The sequence below is a fragment of the Azospirillum isscasi genome (assembly GCF_030849505.1).
In the GTDB taxonomy this organism is placed as follows: domain Bacteria; phylum Pseudomonadota; class Alphaproteobacteria; order Azospirillales; family Azospirillaceae; genus Azospirillum; species Azospirillum isscasi.
In genome coordinates this window covers 26,352-40,507 of record NZ_JAUJFI010000011.1, presented here as the reverse complement: position 1 = coordinate 40,507, position 14,156 = coordinate 26,352, and the positions used below count along the sequence as shown (strand labels likewise).

General features: G+C 69.6%; 11 protein-coding genes. 3 read left to right on the top strand and 8 right to left on the bottom strand.

Annotated elements, in window-relative coordinates; genetic code table 11:
• Window positions 1–24: 24 nt before the first annotated feature.
• From QSG27_RS04445 to QSG27_RS04410, 8 genes are all read right to left on the bottom strand, one after another.
• Window positions 25–1,071 carry an ABC transporter substrate-binding protein gene (locus QSG27_RS04445; protein WP_306703925.1) on the bottom strand — a complete coding sequence of 349 codons (1,047 nt, stop codon included), beginning with the start codon at window positions 1,069–1,071 and terminating at the stop codon, window positions 25–27.
• A gap of 35 nt (window positions 1,072–1,106) precedes the next feature.
• Window positions 1,107–2,270 (bottom strand): ABC transporter ATP-binding protein, encoded by a 1,164-nt coding sequence (locus QSG27_RS04440; RefSeq protein WP_306703924.1) that lies wholly within the window; start codon window positions 2,268–2,270, stop codon window positions 1,107–1,109.
• A 274-nt stretch (window positions 2,271–2,544) separates the two neighbouring features.
• Window positions 2,545–4,968 carry a protein arginine N-methyltransferase gene (locus QSG27_RS04435; protein WP_306703923.1) on the bottom strand — a complete coding sequence of 808 codons (2,424 nt, stop codon included), beginning with the start codon at window positions 4,966–4,968 and terminating at the stop codon, window positions 2,545–2,547.
• 124 nt (window positions 4,969–5,092) lie between these two features.
• The gene (locus QSG27_RS04430) at window positions 5,093–5,698 is read right to left on the bottom strand and encodes a K(+)-transporting ATPase subunit C (protein WP_306703922.1); all 606 of its coding nucleotides are present in this window, start codon (window positions 5,696–5,698) and stop codon (window positions 5,093–5,095) included.
• A 70-nt stretch (window positions 5,699–5,768) separates the two neighbouring features.
• On the bottom strand, window positions 5,769–7,889 hold the full coding sequence (kdpB, locus tag QSG27_RS04425) for a potassium-transporting ATPase subunit KdpB (protein WP_306703921.1): 2,121 nt from the start codon (window positions 7,887–7,889) through the stop codon (window positions 5,769–5,771).
• A 14-nt stretch (window positions 7,890–7,903) separates the two neighbouring features.
• The gene (kdpA, locus tag QSG27_RS04420) at window positions 7,904–9,613 is read right to left on the bottom strand and encodes a potassium-transporting ATPase subunit KdpA (protein WP_306703920.1); all 1,710 of its coding nucleotides are present in this window, start codon (window positions 9,611–9,613) and stop codon (window positions 7,904–7,906) included.
• A 10-nt stretch (window positions 9,614–9,623) separates the two neighbouring features.
• Window positions 9,624–9,713, bottom strand: a complete 90-nt coding sequence (kdpF, locus tag QSG27_RS04415; protein ID WP_306703919.1) for a K(+)-transporting ATPase subunit F — start codon at window positions 9,711–9,713, stop codon at window positions 9,624–9,626.
• A gap of 496 nt (window positions 9,714–10,209) precedes the next feature.
• A complete protein-coding gene (locus QSG27_RS04410) occupies window positions 10,210–11,073 on the bottom strand; it encodes a glycosyltransferase family A protein (protein ID WP_306703918.1) in 864 nt (287 codons plus the stop codon).
• Window positions 11,074–11,315: 242 nt separating this feature from the next.
• Between QSG27_RS04410 and QSG27_RS04405 the strand changes: the two genes are divergently transcribed.
• The 3 genes from QSG27_RS04405 to QSG27_RS04395 are packed head-to-tail and all read left to right on the top strand — an operon-like array spanning window position 11,316 to window position 14,007.
• Window positions 11,316–12,446 carry an OpgC family protein gene (locus tag QSG27_RS04405; protein WP_306703917.1) on the top strand — a complete coding sequence of 377 codons (1,131 nt, stop codon included), beginning with the start codon at window positions 11,316–11,318 and terminating at the stop codon, window positions 12,444–12,446.
• The gene (locus QSG27_RS04400) at window positions 12,443–13,195 is read left to right on the top strand and encodes an SGNH/GDSL hydrolase family protein (RefSeq protein ID WP_306703916.1); all 753 of its coding nucleotides are present in this window, start codon (window positions 12,443–12,445) and stop codon (window positions 13,193–13,195) included. The genes QSG27_RS04405 and QSG27_RS04400 overlap by 4 nt, the downstream gene beginning before the upstream one ends.
• The gene (locus QSG27_RS04395) at window positions 13,192–14,007 is read left to right on the top strand and encodes an SGNH/GDSL hydrolase family protein (RefSeq protein ID WP_306703915.1); all 816 of its coding nucleotides are present in this window, start codon (window positions 13,192–13,194) and stop codon (window positions 14,005–14,007) included. The genes QSG27_RS04400 and QSG27_RS04395 overlap by 4 nt, the downstream gene beginning before the upstream one ends.
• Window positions 14,008–14,156: the final 149 nt, after the last annotated feature.

Below are 14,156 nucleotides of genomic sequence, written 5' to 3'. Positions count from 1 at the left end.
TGGGTGGGGGCCCGTTTCCCGCCCTTACACCTTGATCTCCTTGTTGAACCGCTCGATCCAGGCGGCGCGGTTCTTGTTGATGACCGACCAGTCGTGGAACACGAAGGACGCCTTCAGCTCCTCCTGGTCCTTGGCGATCATGCGGGCAATGTCGCCGTCCATCTGCACCTTCGAGTTGGTCGGGATGACGTAGAAGGGCGCCTGCATCAGTTTGGTCTGCACCTCCGGCGCCATGGCGGACTCGATCAGCGCGGCGGCCAGGGCGGCGTTGGGGGAGTTTTTGGTGATGTGGGCCGTGGTCAGGAAGGCGATGGTGCCGGTCTTCGGCTTGGCGAACTCCACCGGCACGCCGCGGGCGCGCAGGATCTGGATGGCGTTGAAGTTGCCCGGCGAAATGTCGATCTGCCCCTGCTGGAACAGGGTGGCGAGCGCGCCGGGGTTTGGCGCCACGCCGCCCAGGTTCGGCTGAAGCTCCTTCAGGGCGGCGAAGGCCGGCTCGATGTCGTTCTCGCTGCCGCCGCGGGTCTTCGCCAGCTCCACCATGAAAGCGGTGCCGAGCGTGGAGTTCATGTTGGTGATGCCGACCCGGCCCTTGTATTCCGGCTTCCACAGGTCGTCCCAGCTCGTCGGCGGGGTCTTGACCCGCTCCGGGTTGTAGGTGATGCCGACCGCCTGGAAGAAGATGCCTGGGCCTTCGGGAAGCTGGGCCACCGGCAGCAGGTCCTTGTAGTTCTTGCTGCCGTCCACGGGGAAGGGAGCGGCCAGATCCTGGCCGATCACGGTCAGGCGCGGGCCGGGGTCCATCAGCATGACGTCGATCGGCGGGTTGGCCTTGGCGGCGGACACCTTGGCGATCATGTCCACCGACAGCATCGGGTCCAGCGCGATGTCGGCGTTGCCCGTGGCCTTGCGGAAATGCGGGACGATCACCTCGCGGTGGGCTTCCTCCCAGCTTCCGGTGAAGGTGGCGAACACCAGCTTGCGCGCCTGCGCCCAGCTCATGCCGGGGAACAGGGACATGGCGCCGAGCGTGAGGCCGGCGGCGAGGATCTGGCGGCGGTCAAGGGTCATCGGCGGAAACTCCAGGGAGGAGAGAGGATGAGGATTCAGGCGCCCGCGGAAACGGGGAAGGCGCGGCAGGTCTGGGGGGAAACGGGGTGCAGCCGCACCGGCGTGCCGGGCGCGCGCAGCGCGGCGCCGGCCACGCGCGGCTCGGTCACCTTCACCTGCCCGCCGTCGGGGGTGCGCACCTCGTAGACGACCACGGGGCCGAGCGGCAGGGCGAGTTCCACGGTGCCGGCGATCTGCTGGGGCGCCGCCTCGGTGGCGAGCCGCAGGTTCTCCGGGCGCACGCAGAGGATGGCGGGGTCGCCCACGGCCAGACCGGCGTCGGGGGTGACGGCGGAGAGCAGGGTGCCGGCCTCCAGCGCCACCTCGGCCACGCCGCCGGAGACCCGCAGGACGCGGCCCTTCAACTGGTTGGCGCTGCCGACGAAGCCGTTGACGAACAGGGTGGCGGGGCGGTCGTAGACATCCTCCGGCGTGCCGAACTGCTCCAGCCTGCCGCGGCTCAGCACGGCGATGCGGTCGGCCATGCTCAGCGCCTCCTCCTGGTCGTGGGTGACCATGATGGTGGTGATGCCGAAGCGGCGCTGGAGCTGCTTGATTTCGATCTGCATGTCCAGCCGCAGATTCTTGTCGAGCGCGGCGAAGGGCTCGTCCAGCAGCAGGATGCTTGGCCGGATCGCCAGCGCGCGGGCCAGCGCCACGCGCTGCTGCTGCCCGCCGGACAGTTGCTTGGGGAAGCGGTCGCGCATGGCGTCCAGCTTCACCAGGGCCAGCATCGCCTCCACCCGCGCACGCACCGCGTCCTTGGCGGCGCCCCGCGCCTCCAGCCCGTAGGCGACGTTCTGCGCCACGGTCATGTGCGGGAACAGGGCGTAGTTCTGGAACACGATGCCGACGCCGCGCCCGGCGGGCGGCAGGCTGTCCACCACCCGGTCGCCGATGACGACGCGGCCCAGAGTCTGCGTCTGAAAGCCGGCCAGGATGCGCAGCAGGGTGGTTTTGCCGCAACCGGACGGCCCCAGCAGGGCCACCAGCTCGCCCGCCTTGATCTCCAGCGTCACGTTGTCCACGGCGGTGGAGGCGCCGAAGCGGTGGGTGATGCCGTCCAGCGTCACCGCGACGCCCGCGGGCGCTGCGGAAGCCTCCGTGACGGGCTGCGGTGCCGCGTGGCGGTGCGGAAGGGCGGATTGGAGTGCGGCCATGGGGCGTATCCTGTGAAGGCGCACCGGCGGGAAACCCCGGTGGTGCGGCGCAGGACAGGGGAAGAGCAACCCGCGTGCCAGAACGGCGGTTTCAAGGACGGTCCGGCCCCGGAACCCCGCATACCCTGGTGTTCGTTCGAAGGGCGCCGTTCGGGGGTGGCGCGAAGCCGGGCAGATTGCCCGCCTGAATTGCCTGAAATTTCATCGCTGCCCTGGCCTTGGCCATGGTGCCCGGTGCGTGGGCAGGAAGCCTGGCCGAAGGAACAGCCAAAGGTCAGAAGACCCAGGGAATCTCGCGCCAGGATTGGCCGGGCCCGGTGACCGGCGGCAGATTCGGCAAGGGGTTGGGGCGTCCCTCCGGCAGGCCCAGCAGATTCAGTGAAATCACGCCGGGGAAGGCGTCGTAGGCGTTGCCGGCGAAGTTGGCCGGGTCGTAGATCGGCACGACGTGCCACCACAGCCGGTAGCCGAGGCCCTGGAGCATGGCGATCAGTTCGGCGGAATGCTCCTCCCGGTCGTTCTCCAGATACAGGGCCGGGCGGAAGCGGGCGATGCTGCGGGCGGCGCCCTCGACCACCAGCGCCTCCATGCCCTCGACGTCGGCCTTCAGCAGGCCCAGCCGGTCCAGGCCGAGGCCGTCGACCGTCTCGACCGCGACCGTTTCACCGGTGACGGCACCATCACCGATGAGGGCGCCCATGCTGACGGCGCCGAAGTTGCCGGCCCGGCCATAATCGGGGACCGGGACGGTGACCTGACCGGGTGCGTTGCCCACCGCTGCCCGGTGGAGGACGACGTTGCCGAGCCCGTTGGCGGCGAGGTTGTGGGCCAGCAGCTCATGCACCGCGCGCTGCGGTTCGAAGGCGTGGACCAGCCCGGAGGGGCCGACCGTGCGGGCCAGCGGAACGGTGTGGGCTCCGATGTTGGACCCGGCCTCGACCACCACGTCGCCGGCCCCCACCAGCATCGCGGCGAGGCGATGCTCCGCGTCCGAATATTCGCCGTAGAGCGCGAGGGAGCGCCCGATATAGGCGTCCTTGGGGAAGAAGCGCATCAGCCCGTGCCGGCCGGGCCGTTCGGCCAGCGCCGGGCGTCCGGGTCCGGCGGGCAGGAAGACGACCTCCGGCGGGTAGTCCGGCAGCCCGGCCGCCGCGCCGCCGCCCGCCGTCCGCGGTTGCGGCACCTTGGCCCCGACATGCGGCGACAGGGGGTCGTCCGGGGCCGGCGGGAAGGGCTGGCCCGCGCCCGGATGGACGCTGTCATGGATCAGCGCGCGGCCCCGGATGCGCGGCCACACCCATTCCGCCAGGAAGCTCCGGTCCTGCCGGCGGTCGGCCTCCCGGTCGGCGGCGGCGTCGATGGCCGAGGCCAGCGGCGGCAGCAGGCCGGCCATCCCGCCCCACATCCCGGCCAGGATCAGGTCGGTGTGCAGGACATGGTCGCGCATGACGTGGAAGGGCAGGCCGGACGCGATCCAGGCGTCCACCGCGGCCTTCTCCCGCGCGGACGGGCGGGAGTCGCAGTCGCGGCACAGGAAACGGGCGACGGAGGGGTCGTCCGAGACGAGGAAACGCCAGAACGGCCCGTGCGACGTCCCGCTGCCGGCGGGCATTTCGACTGTCTCGGCGCCGAGCCGGGCCAGTTCCGCCAGCAGCGGCCTGGGGACGGAATCGTCGTGATAGAACCGGCAGGTCCAGCCGGGAAGGACCTCCGGCACCGCCTTGGCGTTGGCGAGCGCGCCCTGGCCGTAGACTTCACGCGCCCCCCACAGGCTGAAGGCGACGACGTTGCGGGTACGGCCATCGGGGATGCGCAGGGGCGTGCCGGGCGGAGGCGGGGTCTCGGCGGTGCTCCGCGCCTGCTTCAGGGCCAGGGATTCGTTGGACCACAAGGCCGCTTCCACCGGGTCCCGCGGCTCCAGCAGATGAACCAGGGCATCGCGTACGGCGATGTGGCCGGGGTCCAGGCGGGCGGCACGGCGGAGGATGGCCGGCGCCTCGTCCGTATGGCCGCCCCGGGTCAGGGCGATGCCCAGATTGTGCAAGATGAAACCCTCCGCCGGGGCGAGGCTCAGCGCCCGGCGGTACATGGCGGCGGCCTCGTCGAAGCGGTTGGAATCCAGCAGCGCGGTGGCGAGCAGGAAGCGCAGCTCGGCATCCTCCGGAAGCAGCGCGGAGGCGCGCCGGAAGTCCGCCAGGGCCGGGGCGGGGCGGGACTGCCGCAGGTGCCCCTGCCCGCGCCGGTGGTAGAGCAGGGCGAGCCGCCCGCTCATGTCGCCCCGTTCGGGAGCCAGGGCGCAGGCATGTTCCAGCGCCGCGATGGCGGCATCCGTGCCGCCGGCGTGATGCTCGGCCAGGGCCAGGAAGTACCAGGGTTCAGCGGCGTCGGGGACCAGCGCCAGCAGGGCGGGCCGCACCGCCGCCGCCGCCGCCGCCCACCGCTCCGCGGCGATCAGCGCCTTGGCGTGGTCGACGCGGTAGGCGGCGGTGCCGGGAGCCACCCGGACCGCGAGGTCCAGCCGGTCCAGCGCGGTGTCCAGGCGGTTCGTCTGGCAGGCCAGCACGCCGGCCAGATGCAGGGCCGGAGCGTTCCGCGGATCGGCCTCCAGAATGCGGCCGTAAAGGGTCTCGGCTTCGGCCAGGCGGCCCGAGACATGGTGATCAATCGCGATGTCCAGCGCTTCTTCGATTGTCGCCATCACGGGCCTTTCGCATGGCCGGCAGCGGCGTGGTGCCGCGGAACGGATCCGGCCGGGCGCGGTCATAGCACAATGGGCGGCGTTCCGCATGGGGTGGTTCGTTCCGGCGCCGCCCCGCCGCCTCCTAGTTGCCGGTGGCCTCGTCCAGGGCGAGGTTGAGCTTCAGGACGTTGACCGCCGGTTCGCCGAGGAAGCCCAGGGCGCGCGGCGCGGTGTTGGCGGCGATCAGCCGGCGGACCGCGTCCTCCGTCATCCCGCGCGCCCTGGCGACGCGCGGCACCTGGAAGTCGGCGGCAGCCGGCGACAGGTCGGGATCGAGGCCGCTGCCCGAGGCCGTCACCAGCTCCACCGGAACCGGCACGCCGGGATTTTCCGCCTTCAGCCGTTCGGCCTCCGCCTGGACCCGGTCGGCCAGGGCCTTGGACGTCGGTCCGAGGTTGGAGCCGCCGGAACCCGCGGCGTTGTAGGGCTGTGGCACCGTTTTGGACGGGTCGGCGGGGTCGGGGCCGCCGGTCGCCGACGGGCGCGGCTGGAAGTAGCGCTCGCCGGTGAAGGGCTGGCCGATCAGCTCCGATCCGATCACGGTGCCGCCGCGCCCGATCAGGCTGCCGTTGGCCTGATGGGGGAAGACGGCCTGGGCGATGCCGGTGACGGCCAGGGGGTAGGCGAGGCCGGTGAGGACCGTCAGGGCGGCGGTCATGACCAGCGCGGGACGCAGTTCCTTCAGCATGATGTCGGTTTCCCTCACGTTTTCAAACGAGGCCGCCTTCAAACGAGGCCGCCTTCAAACGAGACCGCCTTCAAACGAGACCGATGGCGGTGACGGCCATGTCGATCGCCTTGATGCCCGCGAAGGGGACGATCAGGCCGCCCAGCCCGTAGATCATCAGGTTGCGGCGCAGCAGCGCGGCGGCCCCGACCGCGCGGTAGCGCACCCCCCTCAGCGCCAGCGGGATCAGCGCCACGATGACCAGGGCGTTGAAGATGATCGCCGACAGGATGGCGCTTTCCGGGCTCGCCAGGTTCATCACGTTCAGCGCGCCCAATTGCGGGTAGAAGGCCAGGAACATGGCGGGGATGATGGCGAAATACTTCGCCACGTCGTTGGCGATGGAGAAGGTGGTCAGCGCGCCGCGGGTCATCAGCAGTTGCTTGCCGATCTCGACGATCTCGATCAGCTTGGTCGGGTCGCTGTCCAGGTCCACCATGTTGCCGGCCTCGCGGGCGGCGACGGTGCCGCTGTTCATCGCCACGCCGACATCGGCCTGGGCCAGCGCCGGGGCGTCGTTGGTGCCGTCGCCGCACATGGCGACCAGCTTGCCCCGGGCCTGCTCGTCGCGGATGAGCTGGAGCTTGGCCTCCGGCGTGGCCTGGGCCAGGAAGTCGTCCACACCGGCCTCCGCGGCGATGGCGGCGGCGGTCATCGGGTTGTCGCCGGTGATCATCACCGTCTTGATGCCCATCTGGCGCAGCGCCGCGAAGCGTTCCCGGATGCCGCCCTTGACGACGTCCTTCAGATGGATGACCCCCAGCAGCCGCCCGTCGCGGACGACGGCCAGCGGCGTGCCGCCGGACTTGGCGACGCGCTCCGCGATGGCCTGCACCTCCCGCGCCGCGGCGTCCGCCGCCGGGTCGGGGCGCAGCGCGGTGACCGTGTTGCCCTGGGGGGCCGTGTCGTGCCCGAAGGTCCGCGCATGGGCCAGCACCGCGTCCACCGCCCCCTTGCGGATCGACACGCCGTCGCTGTCGATGCCGCTCAGCCGGGTCTGGGCGGTGAAGGGCACGAACTGGGCGTGCAGCCCGGCCATGTCGCGGGCGCGGATGCCGTACTTCTCCTTGGCGAGCACCACGATGGAGCGGCCCTCCGGCGTCTCGTCGGCCAGCGAGGCGAGCTGGGCGGCGTCGGCCAGATCGCGGTCGGACACGCCGGCGACGGGCAGGAACTCCGCCGCCTGACGGTTGCCGAGCGTGATGGTGCCGGTCTTGTCGAGCAGCAGCGTGTCCACGTCTCCCGCCGCCTCCACCGCCCGGCCCGACATGGCCAGCACGTTGAAGCGCACCAGGCGGTCCATGCCGGCGATGCCGATGGCCGACAGCAGCGCCCCGATGGTGGTGGGGATCAGCGTGACGAACAGCGCCACCAGCACCAGCACGCTCACCGAACCGCCGGCGTAGGCGGCGAAGCTGGGGATGGTCGCCACGGCGATGACGAAAATGATCGTCATGCCGGCCAGCAGGATGTTCAGCGCGATCTCGTTGGGCGTCTTCTGCCGTTGCGCGCCCTCCACCAGCCCGATCATGCGGTCGAGGAAGGTGTTTCCCTGGGCCGCGGTGATGCGCACCTTGATCCAGTCGGAGATCACCTGAGTGCCGCCGGTCACCGCGGAGCGGTCGCCGCCGGATTCCCGGATGACCGGAGCGGATTCGCCGGTGATCGCCGCCTCGTTGACGCTGGCCACGCCCTCCACCACCTCGCCGTCGGAGGGGATGAGGTCGCCGGCCTGCACCAGCACGAGGTCGCCCGGCTTCAGGCGGGTGGCGGGGACGAGCTGCGCGATCGCGCCGTCGGGGCCGAGCAGCCGGGCGCTGGTTTCGGTCTTGGTTTTGCGCAGGCTGGCCGCCTGGGCCTTGCCGCGCCCTTCCGCCACCGCTTCGGCGAAGTTGGCGAACAGCAGCGTGAACCACAGCCACAGGACGATCTGGATGCCGAACCCGGCGCCGCCCCGTCCCGCCGCCACGTCGCGCAGCAGCAGGACGGTGGTCAGGACGGCGACCACCTCGACGCAGAACATCACCGGGTTGCGCGCCATCAGGCGCGGGTCGAGCTTGCGGAAGGACTGGCCCACCGCCGGGCCGAGGATGGCCGGGTCGAGAAGCGCGCTCGCCTGCGACCGGCCGAGATTCTTGCTTTTGGCGTCCATGGGAAGGGTCCCGATCAGAAGAGGGTGCCGGCGTTCATCGCGAGATGCTCGACGATGGGGCCGAGGGCGAGGGCCGGGAAGAAGGTCAGGCCGCCGACAATCAGGATGACGCCGGCCAGCAGCCCGACGAACAGCCCGTCGTGGGTGGGGAAGGTGCCGGCGGACGCCGGCGCGCGCGTCTTGGCCGCCAGGGACCCGGCGATGGCCAGCATCGGCACGATGACCAGGAAGCGGCCCACCAGCATGGCGGCGGCGAGCGTCAGGTTGTACCAGAGCGTGTTGCCGGTCAGCCCGCCGAAGGCGCTGCCGTTGTTGGCCGCCGCGGAGACGTAGGCGTAGAGCGCCTCGGAGAAGCCGTGCGGCCCGGCGTTGGCCATGGAGGCGGTGCCGGTGTCCAGAACCACCGCGAAGGCGGTCCCGCCCAGCATCATCAGCGGCAGGCACAGCACGGCGAGCATGGTCATCTTGACCTCCTTCGCCTCCAGCTTCTTGCCGAGATACTCCGGCGTGCGCCCGACCATGAGCCCGGCGACGAAAAGCGCGACGATGGCGAACAGCAGCATGCCGTAGAGCCCGGCCCCGACGCCGCCGACGATGATCTCGCCCAGCATCATGTTGACCATCGGCACCATGCCGCCCAGCGGCATGAAGCTGTCGTGCATGGCGTTGACCGCGCCGCAGGAGGCCGCCGTGGTGACCACGGCGAAGAGCGCGCTCATGGCGACGCCGAAGCGGGTCTCCTTGCCCTCCATGTTGCCCGCCGATCCGTCGATGCCGAAGGCGGCGAAGGCCGGGTTGCCCTGGGCCTCGGCCCAATAGGCCACGGCCACGCCGATGACGAACAGCAGGCCCATGGCGGCGAGGAGCGCCCAGCCCTGCCGCTCGTCGCCGACCATGCGCCCGAACAGGTTGGTCAGCGCCGCGCCGATCGCGAAGATCGACAGCATCTGGACGAGGTTGGTGACGGCGTTCGGATTCTCGAAGGGGTGGGCGGAGTTGGCGTTGAAGAAGCCGCCGCCGTTGGTGCCCAGCATCTTGACCGCCTCCTGCGAGGCGACGGGGCCGAGGGCGATGGTCTGCCGCGCCCCTTCCAGCGTGGTGGCGTCCACCGCCCCGGCGAGCGTCTGCGGCACGCCCTGCCACACCAGGAACAGCGCGCAGACGGCGCAGAGCGGCAGCAGGACGTAGAGCGTGGCGCGGGTCAGGTCGACCCAGAAATTGCCCACCGTGCGGGCCGAACTGCGGGCGAAGCCGCGCACCAGAGCCACCGCGAGCGCGATGCCGGTCGCCGCCGAGACGAAGTTCTGCACCGTCAGCCCGGCCATCTGCACGAAATGGCTCATCGTGCTTTCGCCGCCGTAATTCTGCCAGTTCGTGTTGGTGGCGAAGCTGGCGGCGGTGTTGAAGGCCAGATCGGCGGGGACCGCCGTCATCCCCTGCGGGTTGAACGGCAGGACGCCCTGAAGGCGCTGCATCAGGTAGAGCAGCGACAGGCCGGCCACGCTGAACAGCAGCATGGACACGGCGTAGCTCACCCAGTGCTGCTCCGCCTTGGCGTCCACGCCGGCGATGCGGTAGAGGCCACGCTCGACGGGGCCGAGCACCGGGGACAGGGCGTTGCGGTCGCCGTTGAAGACGCCGGTCATGAAACCGCCCAACGGCCGCGCCACGGCGGCCACGAGGGCGATGAAGACCAGGATTTGAATCCAGCCGTTGACGGTCATGGGGGTGTCCTCAGAACCGTTCGGGACGGATCAGGGCGTAGACGAGGTACGCCAGAAGGCCGGCGATCACGAGGCCGGCCAGCGTGTAGTCGAGGAACATGGGTGCCTCCTCACAACCGGTCGCAGGCGTGGACGTAGGCGATCGACCCGATGAAGAATCCGGCGGTGAGCGCCAGGACGAGAATGTCGAGCATGGTTGGTCTCCCAAGGGCGCGGACAGGCCCCTCGCCGATGATCGGGGAGCGGGATCCCTGTCCGGCCTGCCGACGATGGGCCGGAAACGCATATGGATTCGAGATGGGGCGGGACGCTCCGCGCGTATAGATTCCATATACGCGGGCATAAAAATCATTGCTATATCAATAGCGTAAGATAATTCGTCCGAAATATTCCCGAAACTCATCCGTTGGCGCGGTTCTTATCAACCGCTACCTCGACCCATTGCGCCCCGCGGGTATCGCGGCACAGCGCCTGGACGTCCGGCTCCATCAGGCGCTCGGCGGCGAAGCCGATCATCTCGCGCAGAGCATCGGCATCCGTGCCCCATTCAAGCACCGCCGGTATGAGCCGGCGGGAAGCGGAGGCTGACCTGTTTCTCAAGCCCTGACGACGTACTGGTCGAAAAACCGCGCGCCAGCGAACGACGCCCACTCGTCCCGCGCATCCACCGGTCTTCGCCGTGGCGGCCCATGAGGCAATTCATCGGTCCGCTGCGGCAGGCTGCGCAAAACGGAGGCGATGTATGCAGAGACTTCTTCCGGCGCTCTATCCTCGCCGAAAAGGCTGCGGTCACCGAACGGTCTTCGGAGCTTCTGCAACTGGCGGTCGAGGGCGTTGCCCGGTCGCCAGATATAACGGACAGTCGCGATGTCCGATTTCATGAGTTTGAACGCCGCCGATAGAAACAGCCTGTAGGCGATATCCTCAAAGCCAAGACGGAAACATTCCGTTTCAGGAAAGCCACCGATGTACTCGTGGCATGCTCGCCGAATGCACAGATTGAAAACGGAGGAGTTCCCGATTGCCGGTTTCCACTCAGGGTGGATATCGGCTGCCACTTCAATCTGAGAGCAAAAGGCACCCACGCTTGGCGCATTGTCGAGGGTGACAATCCCTGCGGCGAAGTGGGGTGGAAGCAACTCGTCGTCGGCGTCGAGAAACCATAGGTACTCGCCTTCCGCCACGCCAGCCCCGATGTTCCGCGCCGCCCCGGCCCCGCGGTTTCTCGTGCTGCGGATTGCGAGGACTTCGAACTCCCGGTGCCTGCGCCCCCATAGGATCGCCCGGTCGGCGCTATCGTCCGGAGAGGCATCGTCCACGACGACGATGCGGATATCCCCTTGGCGGGCGAAAGGGACGTGCCGATGGAAGGCTATGGCCGCTGCGACGCTGTCCAGGGCGCGCTCCACCATGCTTGCCATTCCGTAGCATGGAATGACGACAGTCCCAATCGTGCTCATCAGTGGATCATCCGGTGACGCTGCCCGTGACGGGACTCATGTCACGCCGATGCGATCATAGAGCGAATGATCCGCTTTCCAAAGCCGGAGACGCCGCAGGTGCTTGCCCCAGCCAGCCCGGCCCATGCCGCACGCTTCCAGCCGAGCCGATTGCCAAGACGGGGGCGCCGTGCCACGTTGCCCCGCACGGGAAACCAGAGCGGAACAGGGCGGTGGCGTCGGGCGGGATGCGCGATCTTCGGTTGGATTTCTTTCGCGGGCTGGCCCTGTGGTTCATTTTCGTCGATCACATTCCGGGCAACCAGATCGCCTGGGTGACGATGCGCAATTTCGGTCTCAGCGACGCGACCGAGGTGTTCGTCTTCATTTCCGGCTACACGTCGGCGCTGGTCTATTCCCGTATCCTGGACCGGAGCGGGTGGCGGTTCGCCGCGGCGAAGGTGCTGCACCGCTGCTGGACGCTCTACATCGCCTATCTGTTCCTGTTCATCGCCTTCACGGCGCAGGTCGCCTACACCGCGCGGGTTTTCGACAACCCGCTGTTCACCGAGGAAATGGGCATCGCCGGTTTCTTCGCCGATCCCGCGGTGTCCCTGGTGCAGGCGCTGGCGCTGAAGTTCCGCCCGGCGAACCTGGACATCCTGCCGCTCTACATCGTGCTGCTCCTGTCCTTTCCGCTGCTGCTGCCGGTGCTGCGGCGCCGGCCGCTGGCGCTGCTGGCCGGGTCGGTGGCGCTCTACGCGGCGGCGCGGGGTTTCCGCTGGAACCTGCCGACCTATCCGGACGGCGGCGTCTGGTTCTTCAACCCTTTCGCCTGGCAGCTTCTGTTCGTGCTGGGCGCCACCATGCAGCGGCTGCCCGGCGTGGCGGCGGCGCTGACGCGGCGGCAGCCCGTCCTTCTGTGGGTGGCGGGAGGCTACCTCCTCGCCTCGCTTCTGCTGGTCCTCTCCTGGCAGATCGCGCCGATGGCCGCGCTGATGCCGGTGTGGCTGGCGGAAATCCTCTACCCGATCAGCAAGACCGACCTCGACCTGCTGCGGCTGGCGCATTTCTGCGCGCTGGCCTACGTCGTCCTTCAGATCGCGCGGTTCGACAGCGCGTGGCTGCGCTGGCCGGCCCTGGCCCCGGTGATCCTGTGCGGGCGGCAGTCGCTTCAGGTGTTCTGCCTGGGGATCTTCCTGTCCTTCGCCGGCCAGACCGTCCTGAACCACTGGTCCGCCTCGCTTTTGGCTCAATTTTCGGTCACACTCGCCGGCATCGCCGTGATGGTGGCCGCCGCGCGGGTGCTGAGCTGGTATCAGTCCGCCGGACAGCCGCCGCGCCAACCGGCAGCCGCCGCCCCGTTGGCCCCAGCCAAGGACCCGAGCGCATGAGGCGCGCGACCGTCTTGACCCTGGCCGTTCTTGCGGGCCTGACCGGCCCCGCGGCGGCGGTGCGCGCGGCGGAGACGGCGCCCGACGCCTGCGCCGTGCCGGAGACCGTCTACACCGTCGACGGCGCCCTGCCGCGGGCCTGGGAGCGTCTGAAGGACGGCGGCGCTCTGCCCATCCTGGTGTTGAATTCGGCAAGCTCGCGCCCCGACACCGCCTATCCGGCGCTGCTGGAAAAGGAGCTGGCGGCCCGGCTGCCCGACCGGACGGTGAGCGTGACCGTCCGCAACGCCCCGGGGGCGACGGCGCAGGAGATGCTGCCGATCCTGAGCCGGGAGCTTGCGGCCTCGTCCGCGTCCTTGCTGGTCTGGCAGGTCGGCACGGCGGACGCCATGCGCAACATCGGGCCGGACAGCTTCGGCGAGGCGCTGGGCCGCGGCATCGCGGCGGCGCAGGGGCGCGGCGCCGACGTGATCCTGATGGACATGCAGTACAGCCCCCAGACGACGCAACTTATCACTTTCCAGCCCTACCTGGATTATGTGGAATGGGTGTCGCAGGACAGCGACGTGTTCCATTTCCCCCGTTTCGAGATGATGCGGCATTGGTTCGAGGACGGGCGCGTCGGCTTTGCCCCGGATTCCAAGGAGGAAAAGCTGCAAGCCTATCAGTTCGTCCACCGCTGCCTCGGCCGGATCATGGCCGACGCCGTAGCCACCATGCTGGACCGCGCCGGGAGACCCGCTCCGTGACCGGCGCCCGCGCCCCCCGGACCCGTGGCCGGAGGGCCGCCGTCCTTTCCGCCGCCCTGCTGTCCCTTCTTCCCTTTCTCGCCGGCCTGACCGCCGGGCCCGATCCGGTAAAGGCGGCGTCCTGCGCCGTGTCGGTGCAGACCGCGGAGCTGACCGCGCCGCTGCCGCGGGCCGCGCGGGCGCTGGCCACCGGCGGGCCGCTGCGCATCGTCGCCATCGGCTCCTCCTCCACCGCCGGGGCGGGGGCCAGCACGCCGGAGCACAGCTACCCGGCGCGGCTGGCGGAGCATCTGGGCCTGCGCTACCCCGGCGTTTCCCTGACCGTCCTCAACAAGGGCGTCAACGGGGAGACCGGGGCCGACATGCTGAAGCGCTTCCAGCGCGACGTGCTGGATCAGGCGCCCGATCTGGTGATCTGGCAGGTCGCCGCCAACACGGTGCTGCGCGGCGACGACCCCGGCCCCGCGGAGGAGGTGATCCGCGACGGCGTGCGGATTTTGAAGGGCGCCGGGCTGGACGTCGTGCTGATGGACCTGCAATACGCCCCGGCCATGCTCGCCAAGCCCCGGCACGAGGAGATGGAGGACCGCATCGCCCGCGTCGCGGCGGAGGAGGGGGTGGGCCTGTTCCACCGCTACGCCGTCATGCGCCAATGGGTGGAGACGCGGCAGGCCACCCTGTCCGATCTGGTCGGGCCGGACGGCATTCACCAGAACGACTTCGGCTACGACTGCGTGGCCCGCACGCTGGCCGCGTCGCTGCACGACGCCCTCAGCCTGCGCACCGCGGGGAAGGTTTCCGCGCGTCCGTGAGGGGTTGTTCGGAAACCTTGCCCCCACCCCGGCCCTCCTCCGCTAACGCAGGGGAAGGTTCCTTCTGCGCAGCGGCGGCAGTCCCCACCCCTGCGAAAGCGGGGGAGGGTTAGGGAGGGGGCAAAGGAGGAGACGCTTTCTCCAAAAGA

Coding starts and splice junctions, on each gene's coding strand:
- QSG27_RS04445 (WP_306703925.1), bottom strand. CDS start 1,071: ATGACCCTTGACCGCCGCCAGATCCTCGCCGCCGGCCTCACGCTCGGC.
- QSG27_RS04440 (WP_306703924.1), bottom strand. CDS start 2,270: ATGGCCGCACTCCAATCCGCCCTTCCGCACCGCCACGCGGCACCGCAG.
- QSG27_RS04435 (WP_306703923.1), bottom strand. CDS start 4,968: ATGGCGACAATCGAAGAAGCGCTGGACATCGCGATTGATCACCATGTC.
- QSG27_RS04430 (WP_306703922.1), bottom strand. CDS start 5,698: ATGCTGAAGGAACTGCGTCCCGCGCTGGTCATGACCGCCGCCCTGACG.
- kdpB (WP_306703921.1), bottom strand. CDS start 7,889: ATGGACGCCAAAAGCAAGAATCTCGGCCGGTCGCAGGCGAGCGCGCTT.
- kdpA (WP_306703920.1), bottom strand. CDS start 9,613: ATGACCGTCAACGGCTGGATTCAAATCCTGGTCTTCATCGCCCTCGTG.
- kdpF (WP_306703919.1), bottom strand. CDS start 9,713: ATGTTCCTCGACTACACGCTGGCCGGCCTCGTGATCGCCGGCCTTCTG.
- QSG27_RS04410 (WP_306703918.1), bottom strand. CDS start 11,073: ATGAGCACGATTGGGACTGTCGTCATTCCATGCTACGGAATGGCAAGC.
- QSG27_RS04400 (WP_306703916.1), top strand. CDS start 12,443: ATGAGGCGCGCGACCGTCTTGACCCTGGCCGTTCTTGCGGGCCTGACC.